This window comes from Alkalibacterium pelagium (assembly GCF_900109325.1).
GTDB classification, from domain to species: Bacteria; Bacillota; Bacilli; order Lactobacillales; family Carnobacteriaceae_A; genus Alkalibacterium; species Alkalibacterium pelagium.
Window position 1 is genome coordinate 171,545 of sequence record NZ_FNZU01000004.1, and the last position, 17,383, is coordinate 188,927.

Consider the following 17,383-nt stretch of genomic DNA (forward strand, 5'->3'; position numbering starts at 1 on the left):
CAGCCACCTCTTTTTATAGTCTAAGTACGAGTTTATGTTTCCTAGAGTATAGCACTCTCGATTTTTAAAAGAAAAGGATAACCCTATTGTAAGGCATAGGAGAGGGGGGAGATACAATCACATATTATTACTTATAATTAACAATTTCTATTTTTAGTAGTTACAGCATCTAAAGAATAAGCTACAATAAGCGTATCAAAGTATCTATTCTGAAAAGAAAGGAGGAAAAATATTATGGAAGTCGCACCTATACTGACTCAACCGCTAAGTCTAGTTCTTCTAATATTTGTAGGAGCACTGGTACTGCGCCATTTCACACATAGGGGAGCCAAGATTAAGGCTAAACACCTGCAGTCTGAAGGGGAAAACAATCAGACAGTTGATACAAAAAGCTTGATTAACTATGTAAGCGAAATGAACGAGCTGACCCAGGCATCATTTTTTGTTTATTTTCTTCTTTTTATCTCTGCCATAGTTCTGGCATTCTACATTTATAATTAATCAGCTAATAATTTCAGTAGAAAACCTTCCTGGCCGATCGAAGCAGCTGTTTCTGATAGAATAGAAAGAGATACATAGATCAAACTGCCAGCGAATAAGGTCTAAAGGAGGGACTTCCATGTGCGGAAGATATGGACTGACGGTCTCAAAAGAAGAATTGATTGAAAGGTACCACCTCGATCAGGATGCGTACACATTAGGGGACTATTCATTTGAGGAAAAGGAAGAGATTTTTCCGACGACCAGCAATATTGTCCTGCTACCGAATAAGAAACTCTATCTAGTCAAGTGGGGCTTCACTCCAGGATTTGCAAAACGGCCGCTGATCAATGCCCGTTCAGAAAGTATACTGGAGAAGAAAACCTTTAAAGAGCCGTTTATTAGTAAACGGTGCCTCGTGCCTGCAAGTTACTTTTTTGAGTGGCAGTCAGTAGAAGGTCAGAAGAAAAAAGACAAGAAGCGCATCGCAGTTAGCGATCTGTCGGTCTTTTCAATGGCAGGCGTGTGTGAACGCTACGAGGATGAGGATGGAAACAGCATACTGACCTTTGCGATCCTCACAACTGAAGCGAATGACCAGGTGAGACCGATCCATGACCGCATGCCGGTCATTCTGGAGCCTGAACAGGAACAGCTGTATCTTGATCTCGAAGCTGATCCCGAAAAGGTACACGACCTGCTTAAACCCATCGATAAAAAGTTAGTGATTGAAGACAGCCAGTAACAGTTGAGTTTAGAGCATCTTGAGCAGCTGAACTGTATTCTACTTGATGTATAATGTAGTACAGTCTATCTTCTCCCTCATAAACTGAACCAATCCGAGGATGGATAGAGTACAGACTAAAGCTTAACGCGTAAACTTTAGTTCGAAGCATTTAGAATGTAGTTCAGCAGCAATAACTGTCTTAAACTGAAACAACCTGTCAGTTTAAAAGGAAAAAAGCAGGAGCATTCCTGCTTTTTTATCTGCCTGGCTATGTCCTCACTGCTCACCGGCTTTTTCAGCTTGCGTTTTCAGAGTGTCCGGTTTGTCGGTCCATTCCAGAAACTCCATGCGGTGACCGAAGAAGCTGTACGTATAAAAGCGACGGGCTCCGGGCATGTTGGAGTCTTCCTCATAAGCGACGCCATGGTCGTCAAGCCGATCCATCAGACCCTGAATATTTTTGACATCAAAAGCGGGATGTCCTCTTTTTTCAGGCCGATGATCTGCATCCAGTCCGACATGGATAATGTGCCGGCCCATATCAAACCAGAGGCTGTCAAAATGGCTCAAAGACTGAGGCTTCTCGACTTCGGGACACCCAAGGACCTCTACAAAGAAGTGTCTGACCTCTTTTTCTGTCCCTAAGGGTGCGGTAATCTGAAAGTGGTCCAGACCATTGAATGAAAATGTCATCTATCGATCGTCTCCTTTTAGTGTTTGGTCCTAGTGTAGCACATTTTTCGTCAGCCTATAGAGTAGAGGGTGCATACCCATTATGGGCTCTTAAATCTCCTATCCTAAATAGGTCCTGATCAATTCTAAGGATGCAACCCAGAGAAAAACGATGGTATAATTTCCTTTCGCTAACGCTTGCATTTTTACATAAGTATGCTTAAATTAAGGTAAAGATGGGATCATCGAATGAGTGGAGGCTGTCATGGATAGAGAAATCAGACAATCTAATTTGAAGCTGTTTTCAATGAATTCCAATCGTCCCTTGGCTGAAGAAATTGCTGAGGAAATTGGAATGGAGCTGGGCAAAGCGGATATTACCCGGTTCGAAGATGGAGAAATACGGATCAACATAGAAGAAAGTGTGCGGGGGGCTGATGTATATATCCTGCAGTCCACAAATGATCCGAGCAATGACTATATTATGGAAGTTCTGATCATGATTGATGCATTGAGACGGGCCAGCGCCAGAACGATCAATGTAATTATGCCTTATTACGGGTATGCCCGGCAGGACAGAAAGCCGGGGCCACGTGAAGCAATCACAGCTAAGGTAGTGGCGAATATGCTGACGATTGCCGGAGCCACACGGATGATTACCATGGACCTGCATGCACCTCAGATTCAGGGCTTTTTCGATATTCCAATGGATCATCTGTCCGCCATTGCAACGCTGGCGAACTATTTCCTTGACAGAGACTTCGGGGGAGAAGAGACCGTTGTTGTTTCACCAGATCATGCCGGAGTCTCTCGAGCTAGAGAAATGGCTGAGCTGCTTGACTCCCGGTTGGCGATTATCGACAAACGACTGGCAGATGAAGATATTGATGAAGAAATGCACGTAGTAGGAGATGTATCAGGATGCACCTGTATTTTATTCGATGATATCATGGACACGGCAAAGACCGTCACAAAAGCCTGCGAGATGCTCAAGGATGCCGGTGCAAAAGACGTGTATGTCTGCGTGACACATCCTGTGTTATCTGATAACGCTATCGATCGAATTGACCGATCAGGAATCAAAAAAGCGATTGTAACGAATACGATCGACATCAGAGAGAAAAATAACTGTGAACTGATTGAGGTCATCAGTATCGCCCCGATTCTAGGGGATGCGATCAGACGCATTCAGAGACATCAGTCAATCAAGCCACTATTTGATAAGCATTATGTAGACAAACTTGAAAAACATCTTAATAATTAGACAAAGACCAGCATCCACTTCCCATCCCTTTGATCAGGATTGAAAGTGGATGTTTGACTCTATCGACTTAAACGGAGATGATACCTATGACTCAAAAACAAAGCGAATCTGAAGAAGCACCAATCCTTGTAATTGGTGCAATAACAGCTGATATTAGTATTACAGCAGAGTCCTTTAATCAGGGCAAAATGAACAGAGGAACGTCCAGTTATACCCTTGGGGGAGTGGGGTGGAATATTGCTAGAAACTTAAGCGCTCTTGATTTACCTGTGAAGCTGATCTCTGCAGTGGGTAACGATGCTTTTGGAATGGAAGCTCTGAAGGAGGCGGATAAATGGGGGATAGATACTAGTGATGTCGTCATCAAAGATGAGAGATCGACACCGACGATTCTAATCGCTACCCATGCAGATGGGAGTGAAAGTCTCAGTGTCAAGTCGCCCAATGTCTTAGACAGCATCACAAGAGATTCCCTCGAGTCGATCAGAGAAACGATCCATTTAAGTAAGTATTGTATTTTGGACGGCAGTCTTGAGCCGGAGGTTCTTGCGGGTATAAGAGAGCTTCTTCCAGAGGCGACCATCCTGCTGGATCCAGCTTCTGAAGAAGAAGCTGATAAACTTGTAGAGGTATTCACACTGGCAGATATCATCAAACCCAATCAGTCCGAAGCTGAGATCTGGGCTGATCAGAAAATAAGCAGTAACGAGGACGCGAAAAGGGCTGTCGATTCGTTAATGAAAAAAGGGGCAAAGCAGATCGTTCTGCCTCTTGAAGATGGAGGAGCTGTATATAATGATTCGAATAGTATTCGTCGCCTTAAAGGGATACAGGTAGATCCTGTCAATACAACTGGTGCAGGTGATGCCTTTTTAAGTGGACTGATATATGGTCTGGTCAAAGATTGTTCTCTAGAGAAGGCTGTAAGAATGGGAATGGCTGCATCCGTGATGACCCTCCAGACTGAGGAGATTATCCATCCGGAGCTGTCACCAGAGGCCCTCTTTATTCAGGTAGAAGAGATACTTAAAGAGGCTACGGACTAAATGAAATCTGTAAAAAATATATAATGACATCCGGTATATTTCGTTTGTCTTTTCACAAAAAAAGAGTACACTATAAGCGAGGATAAGGGAAAAGTATATAGAACTATGGAAAGGAGGGCTAAAGATGAGTGACTTATTTCCAACCAGAAGAGACTTCATGGATTTCGGCAGACGGTTTTTCGATGACGCTTTAGGGCAGAACTTCGGAGACTTCGGTCAATTCAAAACAGATATCATTGAAAAAGATGATGCTTTTGTTGTTGAAGCGGAACTTCCGGGCATGTCAAAGGAAAACATTGAACTGGATTACAAAGATAACGTTCTGTCGATCACAGCTAAAAAAGAAACTGAATCAGATGAACGTGATGATGAACGTCAGTATATTAGAAGAGAGCGTTCCAGTCGTTCCTTCAGTCGTCAGTTCATCATTCAGGATATCGACGAAGACAACATCGGTGCACAGTTTGATAAGGGGCTATTAACGATTACTTTGCCTAAGCAGAATCCGACACCATCCAACTCCAAACGCATTGAAATCGAATAGACTTATTACATCCTCCGACCGCCTATCATGAGTTCAGCGGTCGGAGATTTCTTTGTCTTCTGTCTGATACCCTTTTCTTGTATAATAGGCTTATACATACTAAACTGTAATCAAACTAACAATTGAGGAAGTGTAAACGTGAAAATAGCCCAATCCATTACAGAATTAATCGGTCAAACACCTTTATTGAAACTGAACCGTCTGTTACCAGATGATTCTGCAGATGTTTATGTAAAAATCGAGATGCGTAATGCAGGAGGAAGTGTGAAAGATCGTATTGCCTTGAATATGATTGAAGAGGCAGAGAAAGAGGGTCTTCTGAAAAAAGGCGATACCATAGTTGAAGCGACCAGTGGAAATACAGGTGTCGGACTGGCGATGATCGCTGCGGCTAAAGGGTACAAGGCAGTGTTTGTCATGCCGGACACGTTAAGTGTGGAAAGACGTGCCTTGATGAAAGCTTACGGTGCTGAACTTGAACTGACGCCTGGCGATGATGGCATGCCTGGAGCCATGGACAGGGCGCAGACACTGGCTGAACAGGATAATTATTTCATGCCTTCGCAATTTAAGAATCCGGCAAACCCTGCTGTTCACATTCAGACAACTGGTCCTGAAATCATCGAAGCGCTTGAAGGACAGACTCCTGATGCCTTTGTAGTAGGGGTCGGAACTGGCGGAACGCTTACTGGAGCAGGGAAAGTGATGAAACTGCATGACCCATCTACCCAGATCATTGCTGTTGAACCCCATGAGTCCGCTGTATTAAGCGGAAGAGAAAAAGGGAAGCACAAAATTCAAGGGATGGGGGCAGGATTCATTCCGGATATCCTTGAACGTGATCTGATTGATGACATCGTGACCGTGACGAGTGAAGAAGCCATCGACATGACACGTGAAGTGGCGCGGAAAGAAGGACTATTGGTAGGTATTTCGTCAGGTGCCAACATTGCGGCGGCTATTCGAGTGGCAAAACAACTGGGCAAAGGGAAAACGGTTGTGACTGTCGCTCCGGATACGGGTGAACGATATCTTTCTACGCCAGTGTTCTCGATTGAAGAAGAGGGCGAGTAGGTTAAAACAGTCAACACTGCTGACTTAATAAAATAAACAGCCGCTTACCGGCAGGACTGTATGTCCGAATCGGTAAGCGGCTGTTTTTTCATTTAGTATAAAATTAGTCTTCGTCTGAAGAAGACAGACCCATTTCTTTTTTCATTCTCGCAAGTTCATCTTCGACAGCTGCCGACCCGGATTCTGACGCATATTTTTCTTCAAGGGTCTGTGCTTCGTCTTTATGTTCCTTGTTCAAGTCAGCCATCGCATTGGACTCGTCCAGGCGACGGCTGGCTTTTTCTTCCATCCGTTCAAAGGAGCTCATGGCACCTTTTGATTTTCCTGCAGATTCCGATGCTTTGTTCAGTTTGTCCTGAGTATCCGCAACGGACAGCTGAGCTTTGATCATAGCCCGACGCTGACGCATTTTTTCAATATCTGTGGCCAGCTTATCGTGCATCTGACGCATCTTGGACGCATTTTCGTGTGCTTTAGCATAAGCATTGGCCAGACCGGTACCCACATCTTCCAGTTCCTGTTTTTTGGAAAGGAATACTCTGGCATCGTCGTCGTTGCCTGCTTCCAGGGCTTTTTTAGCGAAATTACCATACTTAACTACTTCGGCTTCATTTTCATCCACCAGACGCTTAGCTCGTGTTTCCTCTGCCATGACACTGGCTGTATTCTGCTTCACTTCTGCCAGATCGTCCATCATCTTGCGCAAGTACTGGTCGATCATTTTTTCCGGATCTTCCATACGGTCGATCAGTGCATTAACGTTCGCACTGATAATATCTGAAAAGCGGTCTAAAATTGCCATGTCTTCATCCTCCTATAGTGATGGTGCATGTTAATAATTATCCCAATCGTCATCTTCGTACTTTTTAGATAAATCTTCTGCTTCTGAACGACCGAATGTATCGATCGGTTTGTTAAGCATATCGTCTTTCCGTTTAGCTTCTTTTTCTTTAGCATCCTGACGTGACTTCCACCATTTATATAACACGTAAATCAGAACAACGAGTCCGAAAATACTCAGTACTGGAATCCATGGAGACGTCGTGACTTCCATGATCCGATCAGCTGCATCTCTGAACGAGTTGCTGAAATATTCTTCATCAGTCAGGGTTCCATCAGCGTAATATCTGTCCAGATAGTCGAGCAGGATGTCTCCTGCTTCTCTATCGATCACACTTCTAGCCTGAGAACCAACGATATAATAGGTCGTGTAGTCATTTAACCGGGGTTCAAAAAATACAAGCAGAAGGTGGGCTTCATCTGTAAATAATTCATCGTATAAGTTATTTGCGTATGCTTCCACTTCATCCATTGAAGGTGATGTATTGCCGTCGATATCTCCAGTGATGTAGACATGAGGCTGGACACCCGTCTCATTGTAGAAATGGCGAAGCCCGTCGACCATTCGAGTATGATTCCCGATCCAGTCCAAGTTATCGGTATAGTAATCCGTTTCATTAACGGAACCTGCGGGCAAAGGCTCTCGCTCAACAGTGGACGTTGTGATATTACCTGATCCACCGTTTCCGCTTGATCCGTCATCAACTGCATAGAATAGGCTGAACATTATAAAAAGAAAAATCATTACGTATATTATACTGCCGCAGCCCATAAATCCACAGCCACCGCCCCCTCGAGGGTATCTCCGGCGCCGTCCTAAACCGCCAAACATCCAGATCGGTCCCATGCGAGGCCCGTAATGTCCGGGTCGCCTATTGTAGCCGCCGCCACCGAAACCTCCGCCGAAGCCTCCACCGCCTCGACCACCGCCACCGAAGCTTCCGCCGCCTCTACCGGCTCCACTGCTGCGTCCGCCACCGCCTCGACCACCGCCGAAACCGCCGCCTCGACCACCGCCACTGAAACCTCCGCCGCCGCCACGGCCGCCTCCTCTTCCCATATGTATCCTCCCCTTCTTCGCGCATTATGTTATCCAAAATCTAGCACACCCCGTAACCGTTGTCAATTTTAACCATTGATATGACGGGAGTTTGAGGAGGTAATATAGCTTTAAATGAGCAAAAACAGAGACATCCTTGCTAGGCTGTCTGTATTCAGTCATTTAGTTAGTGCGGTATCAAATTCAGGAGTAAATTCAGCTGTGGCAAATCGTCCGTCAGATAAGTCGGCCACTCTGTTGATCCATTGAACTTCATTTTCAGCACGGGCACGCAAGACTGGATGTGTGGAATCAGCAGCATACATGCTCTGATTGATCAGCCACCAGGAGTGCGCAATGCCGGCACGAGTGAGGTCTTCGTCCAGCCGCATGGACTCATAGACAGGCGTCGTCTCTGGAAGAGTCACCATGACGACTTCTGTTTCATCAGGGTTTTGAAGACGTGGCAGAAGTTTCTGAATAGAGATAGGGACTTCTCCGGCACTTCGTTCAAGTTCCTTTGCATAACTTTGTGTGGATTCTAAAAGAAGCAGGGTATGACCTGTAGGTGCAGTGTCAATAACGACAATTTCCTCATCCGCACGGTCTACAATATCTGCGAAAGCACGGAATAGAGCAATTTCCTGTGTACAGGGGGAACGGAGATCTTCTTCTATATAAGCGAGATCGTCTTTATTCATCGTCTTTCGTGCTTTCGATAATACATCTTCTGTATAGTCAGCGAGTTCTTTTTCTTCATCGATATGACTGATAGTCAGTTTATCTGTATCATTTAGATAGAGATGGATATGATTAGCCGGATCAGTAGTGGCCAGGTGCACTTGTTTACCAGCCTGAACAAGGGACTGTGCAATTTGAATCGCAACCGTTGTCTTGCCGACGCCACCTTTGCCCATAGTAAAGATGATATTTTTATTAGACTGGATCAGATCGTCAACCATGTCCTGAAGTGTAGCAGATGGGGTGACGGACTGATTCATCTGAATTGCTTCAACTGGTTTATCAGTGAGAAAAGCACGCAATCTGTCGATACCGGTAATAGAATAAGGTCTTAAAGGAATGGCATACTGTGTGATTGACTGGAGCTGTTGTGGCATCTGTTTCACATCTCGCTCCTGCTGAGAAATTATCGCTGAAGATAATGCATCGTCAGCACCTTCGAGCAGGCCGTTTAAGATAAGCAGCTGATTCATGATGCCTAATTGGCTAAGCTCCTGGCTCGCTCTGTCTGCTTCAATAAGTGAAGAGGCTTGCGGTCGTGAGACCAGGATCAATGTCGTCAGATCCTTCTTACTTAACGTTTCTACAGCGTGCGCGTACATGTCTTTCTTGTCGCCCAGACCTGATAACTGGCCTAAACAGGAAGCGCCAGTTGTATTTTCATCGAGATACTGGCTCCAGGCGGAAGGTAGTTCAAGCATACGCAGCGTATGTCCAGTAGGCGCCGTGTCGAAGAGAATGTAGTCGTAGCTGGACTTGATTGTCTTATCTGTTAAAACATGGGCAAATTCGTTGAAGGCGGCAATCTCCACTGTACAGGAACCGGATAATTGTTCTTCCATATTTTCTAAAGCAGAATCAGGAAGAATTCCTCTGTAAGGCGCGATGACACTTTCTTTATATTCAGCCGCTGCAGTGACGGGGTCGAAGTTTGCGACACTTAAATTGGGGATGCCCTCAATCGCCACAGGCTTATTGGATAAAGACGTCTGGAATACATCTTGTAAATTAGAGGCCGGGTCTGTGCTGACTAGTAAAACAGCATGTCCCTGGTCAGCCAAGTGTGCAGCAGTGGCACAGGCTGTCGTTGTCTTACCGACGCCCCCTTTGCCGGTAAAGAAAAGATAAGGAGTCAGATCAATTTCATTTGGGTCATATACATTCATTGTTTGCCTCCTAACAGCATCCAGATCCTCCGCAGCAGCTTGAGGAAGACTCGCTCTGCTCGACGAAAACCACACCAGTATAATTGGTCAGTTCTTCAATCGAAGGGTAAGTGCCTGATTTAACGACTTCGCCATTTACTAATGTAATAGGCAGGCTATCTTTCCCGCTTTCTTTCATAAGGGTCAGAACTTTCTGGTTGCTGACGAATGCATCCGGGTCGCTTGTCAGGTTGTGTCTGGACGCTTCTACACTGGATACCTGGGAGAGTCCTTCGAATACAGACGTGATTGTAAGTAATGTCTCGTCGACGGAAGGTCCGCAGACGCCTGTAGAGCAGCACATTGCTGGTTCAAATAGTTCGAGTTTTGTCATGAGTTATTTCTCCTTTGTGTGAACAGTTTTTAGTTGTACAAATACAGCTGTCTTCATTTGCTGAAAAGAGAGACATCATTGTATCCATGAATGACGTGATAAAAGCTTCCTTCAGCTCGTAATGATGCCACTGCCCCTGCTTGCTGACCGTTATAATGCCGGCTTTTTCAAGTACTTTCATGTGGTGAGACAAAGACGGCTGTGTAAAATCAAAATGCTCCAGAATATCACAGGCACACTGGCTGCCGCAGGATAGGATATCAATGATTTTCATCCGGTTAGGATCACTGATGGCTTTTAGAATTTTTGAAGTCTCCTGGTAATCCAAATACATGACCTCCTTTAATCAAGTTTGCCATCATTACATAGATGGCTGTCTATGTAATAAATATAGACAGTCGTCTATGTAATGTCAACTAATCTTTTTTTAAAGAAGCAAAAACTTGTATAACATATTTTATAGCCATAAAGCCATAAAGCTCATACTAATAGACAAGATTCAGCTTAAAACGTTGAGAACTTAGTCTCGATTTCGGTAAGCTCAGTCGAGCAAATGAGGGGACTCTGCTGAAGATGACTATCTTAGGCAGACTGAACCTCGGATTTCGACTAAATCGAGGAAAACATGCCACCGGGTAAACAAAAAACAGCCGACCCAAGAGAATCAAGTCTCTTAAGTCGGCTGATTATAATTATTTAACGTCAGTCAGGCTGTCTTACGCTTCATATAAAGCAGCGACTTGTTTCTGAGCGTCTTTATTTTCAAGGAATTCATCGTAAGTGGTTTCCGCACGGTCGACGACGCCATTTGGTGTCAGTTCAATGATGCGGTTGGCTACTGTCTGAATGAACTGGTGGTCATGTGAACCGAACAGGACAGACCCTTTGAAATCGATCAACCCGTTGTTCAGTGAGGTGATGGATTCCAGATCCAGGTGATTGGTCGGATCATCCAGAACCAGAACGTTCGCCTTGCTCAGCATCAGCTTGGACAGCATGCAGCGGACTTTTTCTCCACCGGACAGCACGTTGACTTCTTTCAGCACTTCTTCACCGGAGAACAGCATGCGTCCCAGGAAGCTGCGCAGGAATGTATTATCGTTTTCCTCTTTGGAAGCATACTGACGCAGCCAGTCAAGAATAGTCATTGAGCTGTTGTTGAACTCACTTGACGAATCTTTCGGCAGGTAAGCCTGTGAAGTCGTGATTCCCCACTGGAATGACCCAGTATCAGGTTCCATTTCACCCGTGATAATTTTGAATAAAGTTGTAATGGCGACATCGTTACGGCTGACAAATGCCACTTTATCGTCACGGCCCAGATTGAAGGAAATATTACTTAAGACTTGTTTTCCATCAATTGTTTTAGACAGATTTTCTACACGGAGCAAGTCGTTTCCGATTTCACGCTCAGGTTTGAATCCGACAAATGGATAGCGGCGTGAAGACGGCTGAATGTCATCCAGAGTGATCTTATCCAGCATTTTCTTACGAGATGTTGCCTGCTTGGATTTCGATGCATTGGCACTGAATCGTGCAATAAAGGCCTCAAGTTCTTTGATTTTCTCTTCTTTTTTACTGTTCTGGTCAGCCTGCAGCTTGGCAGCCAGCTGACTTGATTCAAGCCAGAAATCATAGTTTCCGACGAAGAGCTTGATCTTACCGAAGTCCACATCGACCATGTGTGTACAGACCTTGTTCAGGAAATGACGGTCGTGGGAAACGACAATAACTGTATTTTCAAAATTGATCAGGAATTCTTCCAGCCAGATAATGGACTGCGTGTCGAGTCCGTTAGTCGGCTCATCTAAAAGCAGGACATCGGGCTGACCGAATAGAGCTTGAGCCAGAAGGACTTTCACTTTCTGTCCGGCTGTCAGTTCGCTCATCTTCTGGCTATGCAGATTTTCAGGAATACCCAGACCCTGTAGCAGAGTAGTGGCTTCAGGTTCAGCTTCCCAACCGTTCAGTTCAGCAAATTCACCTTCAAGTTCCGCCACTTTGATGCCGTCTTCGTCAGAGAAGTCCGGCTTCATGTAGATATCGTTCTTTTCCTGAATAATGGCATACAGACGTTCGTGACCCATGATGACTGTGTCGATAACCGTATAGTCTTCGTAGTCAAAATGGTTCTGCTTCAAGACAGCCATACGCTGGTCATTTGGCATAGAAACGTCACCAGTCGTTGGAGAAACTTCTCCAGATAAGATTTTAAGGAAGGTCGATTTACCGGCACCGTTCGCACCGATAACGCCATAGCAATTGTCATTTGTGAATTTTAAATTGACGTCTTCAAACAGTTTTCTGTCTGAAAAGCGCAAGCTTACATCTGTTACTGTAATCATTAAATATTTGCCTCGTTTCTTTTGTACTCTATATTCTCAATAAGTCATTAGGTTTTATTATACCTACTTTTTAGAAAAATGCACTGGTTTAAAGGGTTATTCTTTTCTTTCTGAGAAAAAAAGACAAAGCGAGTTCAAATTCTTCCTATATCATGGCTCGTGAGTTATAATAAATAACGTTACAAAATTAGTTCGAATTAGGAATAGTGACCCTCAACGGTCGTGTTAACAAAGCAGTAATCCGACGATTATAATTTTATTAAAAATATGAGGCGTTATATAACGCCCTTTAAAAAGGAGATAAAGGTGTGGAGTATGTTGGAGAGGTAAAAGCACATTCTATTTACGATGAGGTGCTGGTCAAGGCGCTGGAGGACAATTTGGCCATTGTCAGATTTGATACAAACAAACGAGTCACATATGTTAACGATAATTTTGCACACGCCCTCAAATATAGAAAAGAGGATGTGCTTGGTAAAGAACATAAGACGTTCTGTTTTCCTGATTTCTATAATTCCCCTGACTATGTAGAACTCTGGAATAACCTGCTTAATGGCGTAAGCTTCCAGGATAAAATCATGCGTAAAAATGCTTATGGAGAGGTAATTTGGCTTGAAGCTACATACTTTCCAATCTATGATGCTCTTGGAAATAGAGTCATCGGGGTGTCAAAGGTTGCGACGGATATAACAGAAAGGCAGTTAAAAATTGAAGCTGTGACCCAAGAATTACTGGAGCTATCCAAGAGCATGGCTGTGTCTTCGAGAAACGGGATTTCAAAAGGAGAAGATCTGCTTGAAAAAAGTAAGGCCATGATCAGAGAATCTAATGACAGTACAGAGAACTTGAGCGAACTACTCAAAAAGAATGAATCGGTCAAGAGTATTGTTAAAACGATTCAGGATATTGCATCTCAAACTAATCTTCTGGCACTGAATGCCTCTATAGAGGCTGCACGTTCGGGCAAGTATGGGTTAGGATTTGGGGTCATTGCTGAGGAGGTCAAGCGGCTGTCCAAACAAGTTCATGAATCTGCAGAAAATATAAAACTTGATGTTCAGGCAGTCACAAATAACATCGATCTGGTTGTAGATGGGAATACACATCTCAAGGAGCATATTGAACAAAGTGAAAAAGAAATTCATGTAGCGATCTCTGAATTTAATGGGATCGCTGCTGAATCTGATAAAATAAGCAGACAGGCAGACGAATTAGACACTATAATCTGACACATCAAAAGGTCCTACCCAAGTAAAATGGATAGGACCTATTAATAGTGCTGCAATTCAAGTTCAAGCGTTCAGGAGACAATAAAGCCCAAAAGAATAACTGTCCCCACAATGACAGGCACCGGAACTTTCTTAGTGTATAGTAGAACGAGTGTAAACAGCGTCACAAGCAAATTGTCCCAGGTCGCCCCGCTCTGCTGGGTGAGGATGACAGCCGCAACAGCGATCAGTCCTCCTGCAACAGCAGTCACTCCTTTCAGAGCGACGCGGAAGCCTTTGACCAGTTTAAGTCTTTCCCACATCGGATAAACGAAATAAATCAGAAGGACACCGGGCAGGAAAATCCCGATCCCGCCGGCAAGTGCACCAAGAATCTGTGTCAGCACGGTCGGATTCTGGACAGCCATCCCGCCAGCATAGGCGCTGAAGCTGAACATCGGACCAGGCATACCCTGAACGAGACCGTACCCAGTCAGAAACTGGTCGCTGCTCATGAATGCATTGACATCAACAAGTTCGGTGTACATTAGAGGAATGACGACTTGACCGCCACCAACCACTAAGTATCCGTAACGATAAAAGCGTTCAAACAAGCTGACGAACTGATTTTCAAACAGAAAGGCAGCAAGCAGGCTTCCTAAAGTAAAGAAAATGAACAAGGCCATATATTTATATGGAGGATTCAGTTTAACTTTATACCACAGATCTTTCTCGCGCGTAATCGACAGGGTGACCAGTCCACCGATCAAGAAGACCAATGGAAAAATCCAGGCCGATCGTATAAAGTAAGTGGTTATCGCTCCAAATAGGAACAGAACAAGCGTCAATTTATCGTAGACGACCTTCTTCCCGATTTTGTACGCAGCCAATATGATGAAGCCGACCGCCATCGGTCCGACATAGCGGAGCACGTCCGGCGAGATGTTCCAGACATCCAGAAACTGGTACAGGAAGGATAAGGTAGTCATGATTGCCAGTGCAGGCAGAGCCCATACAAGCATCGTCAGCAGTGCAAGGAGCGGTCCGCCCATTTTATATCCGATGGCGATGATCGTCTGTGTACTGCTCGGACCTGGAAGAAAGGCACACAAAGCCATCAGTTCCACAATATCTTCCTCAGTCAAATACTCTTTTTTCAGTACCATCTGGTCTGTAAAGACACCGTAGTGTGCTTCAGGTCCACCGAATGCACCCAGCGAGCAGACCAGAACATCTTTTAGGAATGTCGACCAGGGCACGTTCTTTTTCATTTCACTCAAATTAATTCCCCCTCAACTAGCTCTTATCAGTATAATAAAAAAGCTCCCTTAATAGAATAGACTATTCAATAATTGACATACTTTTTACATGAGCCGGCGTTACTGTAGCTAACGGCATCTGTAACTGATAAACTGAATAAAACGATTTGAAACTGAGGTGAGCAGAATGGGTGAAGCACTTGTGACAGCGATCTTATCGTATATAGGAACCAGTATTGATCATATTATCGTAATGGTTCTGTTGTTCAGCCGGACTGACCACAGTAAAAGGGAGTATATCGGTATCATATCTGCCGTTTTCACAGGCTTTACTGTGATTATCCTGATCAGTCTGATGGCTCGTTTCGGTCTGCAGTTCGTCCGGCAGGAATGGATCGGATTTCTTGGGCTGATTCCTATTGGCCTGGGGGTACGTGTCTTCTTCAGACCGGCTGATGATGAAAAAGAAGCTGAAGAAAAAATATCCGTTTCTTTTTCCAGACATTCCAAACCCTTTGTCGGAGTGTTCTTCCTGATGCTGGCGTTCGGCGGAGATAATTTAGGGGTATACATTCCTCTATTTGCCTCGATCGACTGGTATCAGCTGGTTCTGACGCTGATTGTATATTACGCTCTATCGGGAGTCATGCTTGGAGCTGCTTATAAAATATCAGAAGTGAGACGGATCAACGTGTTTATTGAAAAGTATGAGCGGTGGATTGTATCTCTAGTCTTTATCGCCCTGGGACTGTATATTATGGTGGAAAATGAGGCAGTCGGATGGCTGTTCAGCTAGTCCCTATCCTTTACACAATATTTACACAAAGGCAAAAAAACTTTGATAGCCAGCTATAAGGGCATCTGTTAAACTAAAAAGGAGACTTAAGTTGGATTTTCATGCACTTTAAGGAGGAAACAAATGAAGATAGTAGTGATTGGATCGGTTGCAGCTGGGACATCTGTTGCCGCAAAAGCGAGACGAAATGATGAAACGGCTGAGATTGTCGTATATGAATCTGGAGAAGATATTTCTTACTCAGTCTGCGGGATGCCATATTTTTTAGGTGGAGAAGTCGACTCAGTGGACACGCTCATCCCAAGAAATACTCAGTGGTTCAAGAAACGATTTGATTTCGATATCCATACAGACCACCATGTCAAAGCAATCCATCCTTCAGTAAAAGAAATTGAAGTGTACAATAAAAAAGAAGGCAAGGGGTTCCGTGAAACGTTCGACAAACTGGTTCTGGCGACAGGGTCATATTCACTTGCGCCTTCTCCGTTCAGCCTGGATACGTACAGCAATATTTTTCATGTGAAGTCGATGGCTGACACGAAAGCTATTGATGCTTACATGAACCAGAATGACATTAAACACGTGACGGTTGTCGGGTCAGGGTTTATCGGTCTGGAAATGACGGAACAGCTGACAGAAAAAGGAATGACCGTGGCAGTAGTCGAACTGGCGTCTCAGGTCTTTCCTAAAATCGATCCGGATATGGCTTATCATATTGAAAAGAAACTCAAAGACAAAGGCGTTAAGCTGCATTTGAATGATAAAGTTCAGACAATAGAGGGCAGCGGAAAGGCGACCGTGCTGAAGACTGATAAAGGCGTAGATATTGAGACAGATATGGTCATCCTGGCTGTCGGTGTCCGTCCGAACACGTTCCTGACTAAAGAAACAGGAATCAAACTAGGTGAAACAGGGGCAGTAAAAGTTGATGAATTCATGCGCACATCTGTAGAAGATGTCTATGCAGTGGGAGACGTGGCTGAAAGTTTCCATCGGGTGACAGGACAGCCGATTTATCATCCCCTTGGATCTACTGCCAACAAAATGGGACGTATCGCAGGGGATCACATGACAGGAGGCAAACTGTCATTCAAAGGAACAATTGGAACCGGCATTTTCAGGTTATTCGACTTGACTGTAGGATATACAGGTCTGTCTGCTGCAGAAGCTGAAAAATCCGGCTTCGATCCAGTGGTGATCCATAATATCAAGCCCGCACATGCGACATACGTAGGCGGCCAGAATATGATCATCAAAGCTGTAGCGGATAGAGAGACTGGACGTTTTCTAGGAGCACAAATCGTGGGACCAGAAGGCGTGGACAAGCGCATTGATGTGTTTGCGACCGCCATCACTTTTGAAGCCAATGCGGAAGACCTCTTCCATCTTGATCTGGCCTATGCGCCGCCATTCAGCACAACTAAAGACCCGGTTATGTACACGGGAATGGTGCTGGAAAATGCGAGAGAACAGCTGCCGGTCATGACTCCGGAAGAACTCATCAATCGTCAGAAAAGAGGCGACAAGCTTCAAGTGATCGATGTCCGTTCGCCTAAGCAGTATGCGAAAGGGCATGTCGATAACGCCGTCAGCATTCCAATGCCTGAATTGCGCAAAGGTGTGGCTGATCTGGACCGCTCACTGCCGACAGTGGTATACTGCAATAAAGGGGTGACCAGCAACACAGCCCAGAACCTGCTGTTGAACATCGGGTTCAAAGAGGTGTATGTGCTGTCTGGAGGCAACACGAACTTTCACTATTATATGGACGCAATCGGAAACTAACCATTCATTCAACTAACGACTAAA

At 44.6% G+C, this 17,383-nt stretch carries 17 protein-coding genes; 9 read left to right on the plus strand and 8 right to left on the minus strand.

The features are described 5' to 3' along the window. Window positions 1-234: 234 nt before the first annotated feature. Both BMX79_RS04880 and BMX79_RS04885 read left to right on the plus strand, forming a co-directional pair. Window positions 235-501: a hypothetical protein gene (locus BMX79_RS04880; RefSeq protein WP_091479789.1), complete on the plus strand. Its 267-nt coding sequence runs from the start codon at window positions 235-237 to the stop codon at window positions 499-501. 118 nt (window positions 502-619) lie between these two features. Continuing rightward, on the plus strand, window positions 620-1,225 hold the full coding sequence (locus tag BMX79_RS04885) for an SOS response-associated peptidase (RefSeq protein WP_091479791.1): 606 nt from the start codon (window positions 620-622) through the stop codon (window positions 1,223-1,225). A 258-nt stretch (window positions 1,226-1,483) separates the two neighbouring features. Here BMX79_RS04885 and BMX79_RS04890 read toward each other — a convergent pair whose 3' ends face one another. Next, window positions 1,484-1,900: a VOC family protein gene (locus tag BMX79_RS04890; protein WP_091479794.1), complete on the minus strand. Its 417-nt coding sequence runs from the start codon at window positions 1,898-1,900 to the stop codon at window positions 1,484-1,486. 244 nt (window positions 1,901-2,144) lie between these two features. Here BMX79_RS04890 and BMX79_RS04895 point away from each other — a divergent pair, with 244 nt between their 5' ends. From BMX79_RS04895 to cysK, 4 genes are all read left to right on the plus strand, one after another. After that, window positions 2,145-3,143: a ribose-phosphate diphosphokinase gene (locus tag BMX79_RS04895; RefSeq protein ID WP_091479796.1), complete on the plus strand. Its 999-nt coding sequence runs from the start codon at window positions 2,145-2,147 to the stop codon at window positions 3,141-3,143. 86 nt (window positions 3,144-3,229) lie between these two features. Beyond that, window positions 3,230-4,189 (plus strand): carbohydrate kinase family protein, encoded by a 960-nt coding sequence (locus BMX79_RS04900; RefSeq protein ID WP_170230964.1) that lies wholly within the window; start codon window positions 3,230-3,232, stop codon window positions 4,187-4,189. Window positions 4,190-4,313: 124 nt separating this feature from the next. Continuing rightward, window positions 4,314-4,733 carry an Hsp20/alpha crystallin family protein gene (locus tag BMX79_RS04905; RefSeq protein ID WP_091479801.1) on the plus strand — a complete coding sequence of 140 codons (420 nt, stop codon included), beginning with the start codon at window positions 4,314-4,316 and terminating at the stop codon, window positions 4,731-4,733. Between the two features lie 138 nt (window positions 4,734-4,871). Next, a complete protein-coding gene (cysK, locus tag BMX79_RS04910; protein ID WP_091479803.1) occupies window positions 4,872-5,807 on the plus strand; it encodes a cysteine synthase A in 936 nt (311 codons plus the stop codon). Between the two features lie 103 nt (window positions 5,808-5,910). Here cysK and BMX79_RS04915 read toward each other — a convergent pair whose 3' ends face one another. From BMX79_RS04915 to BMX79_RS04945, 6 genes are all read right to left on the minus strand, one after another. Beyond that, window positions 5,911-6,609 (minus strand): PspA/IM30 family protein, encoded by a 699-nt coding sequence (locus BMX79_RS04915; RefSeq protein WP_091479805.1) that lies wholly within the window; start codon window positions 6,607-6,609, stop codon window positions 5,911-5,913. 30 nt (window positions 6,610-6,639) lie between these two features. Continuing rightward, window positions 6,640-7,707 carry a hypothetical protein gene (locus tag BMX79_RS04920; RefSeq protein ID WP_218025345.1) on the minus strand — a complete coding sequence of 356 codons (1,068 nt, stop codon included), beginning with the start codon at window positions 7,705-7,707 and terminating at the stop codon, window positions 6,640-6,642. A 158-nt stretch (window positions 7,708-7,865) separates the two neighbouring features. Then, window positions 7,866-9,593, minus strand: coding sequence for an arsenical pump-driving ATPase (arsA, locus tag BMX79_RS04930; RefSeq protein WP_091479808.1), 1,728 nt, complete (start codon window positions 9,591-9,593; stop codon window positions 7,866-7,868). Between the two features lie 10 nt (window positions 9,594-9,603). After that, a complete protein-coding gene (arsD, locus tag BMX79_RS04935; protein ID WP_091479810.1) occupies window positions 9,604-9,966 on the minus strand; it encodes an arsenite efflux transporter metallochaperone ArsD in 363 nt (120 codons plus the stop codon). Continuing rightward, a complete protein-coding gene (locus BMX79_RS04940) occupies window positions 9,944-10,294 on the minus strand; it encodes an ArsR/SmtB family transcription factor (protein ID WP_091479812.1) in 351 nt (116 codons plus the stop codon). Before BMX79_RS04940 ends, arsD begins: the two co-directional genes overlap by 23 nt. 388 nt (window positions 10,295-10,682) lie before the next feature. Then, a complete protein-coding gene (locus BMX79_RS04945) occupies window positions 10,683-12,311 on the minus strand; it encodes an ABC-F family ATP-binding cassette domain-containing protein (RefSeq protein WP_091479814.1) in 1,629 nt (542 codons plus the stop codon). 308 nt (window positions 12,312-12,619) lie between these two features. On the opposite strand from BMX79_RS04945, the gene BMX79_RS04950 reads away from it, so the two are divergent. Then, on the plus strand, window positions 12,620-13,540 hold the full coding sequence (locus BMX79_RS04950; protein ID WP_091479816.1) for a methyl-accepting chemotaxis protein: 921 nt from the start codon (window positions 12,620-12,622) through the stop codon (window positions 13,538-13,540). Between the two features lie 71 nt (window positions 13,541-13,611). On the opposite strand, the gene chrA is transcribed toward BMX79_RS04950, so the two are convergent. After that, the gene (gene chrA, locus BMX79_RS04955) at window positions 13,612-14,790 is read right to left on the minus strand and encodes a chromate efflux transporter (protein WP_091479921.1); all 1,179 of its coding nucleotides are present in this window, start codon (window positions 14,788-14,790) and stop codon (window positions 13,612-13,614) included. Window positions 14,791-14,965: 175 nt separating this feature from the next. Between chrA and BMX79_RS04960 the strand changes: the two genes are divergently transcribed. Further along, a complete protein-coding gene (locus BMX79_RS04960; RefSeq protein WP_091479818.1) occupies window positions 14,966-15,574 on the plus strand; it encodes a cadmium resistance transporter in 609 nt (202 codons plus the stop codon). Between the two features lie 123 nt (window positions 15,575-15,697). After that, entirely contained in the window at window positions 15,698-17,359 is a 1,662-nt protein-coding gene (locus BMX79_RS04965) for an FAD-dependent oxidoreductase (protein WP_091479819.1), read from the plus strand. Window positions 17,360-17,383: the final 24 nt, after the last annotated feature.

Coding starts and splice junctions, on each gene's coding strand:
- BMX79_RS04880 (WP_091479789.1), top strand. CDS start 235: ATGGAAGTCGCACCTATACTGACTCAACCGCTAAGTCTAGTTCTTCTA.
- BMX79_RS04885 (WP_091479791.1), top strand. CDS start 620: ATGTGCGGAAGATATGGACTGACGGTCTCAAAAGAAGAATTGATTGAA.
- BMX79_RS04890 (WP_091479794.1), bottom strand. CDS start 1,900: ATGACATTTTCATTCAATGGTCTGGACCACTTTCAGATTACCGCACCC.
- BMX79_RS04895 (WP_091479796.1), top strand. CDS start 2,145: ATGGATAGAGAAATCAGACAATCTAATTTGAAGCTGTTTTCAATGAAT.
- BMX79_RS04900 (WP_170230964.1), top strand. CDS start 3,230: ATGACTCAAAAACAAAGCGAATCTGAAGAAGCACCAATCCTTGTAATT.
- BMX79_RS04905 (WP_091479801.1), top strand. CDS start 4,314: ATGAGTGACTTATTTCCAACCAGAAGAGACTTCATGGATTTCGGCAGA.
- BMX79_RS04915 (WP_091479805.1), bottom strand. CDS start 6,609: ATGGCAATTTTAGACCGCTTTTCAGATATTATCAGTGCGAACGTTAAT.
- BMX79_RS04920 (WP_218025345.1), bottom strand. CDS start 7,707: ATGGGAAGAGGAGGCGGCCGTGGCGGCGGCGGAGGTTTCAGTGGCGGT.
- arsA (WP_091479808.1), bottom strand. CDS start 9,593: ATGAATGTATATGACCCAAATGAAATTGATCTGACTCCTTATCTTTTC.
- arsD (WP_091479810.1), bottom strand. CDS start 9,966: ATGACAAAACTCGAACTATTTGAACCAGCAATGTGCTGCTCTACAGGC.
- BMX79_RS04945 (WP_091479814.1), bottom strand. CDS start 12,311: ATGATTACAGTAACAGATGTAAGCTTGCGCTTTTCAGACAGAAAACTG.
- chrA (WP_091479921.1), bottom strand. CDS start 14,790: ATGAAAAAGAACGTGCCCTGGTCGACATTCCTAAAAGATGTTCTGGTC.
- BMX79_RS04960 (WP_091479818.1), top strand. CDS start 14,966: ATGGGTGAAGCACTTGTGACAGCGATCTTATCGTATATAGGAACCAGT.
- BMX79_RS04965 (WP_091479819.1), top strand. CDS start 15,698: ATGAAGATAGTAGTGATTGGATCGGTTGCAGCTGGGACATCTGTTGCC.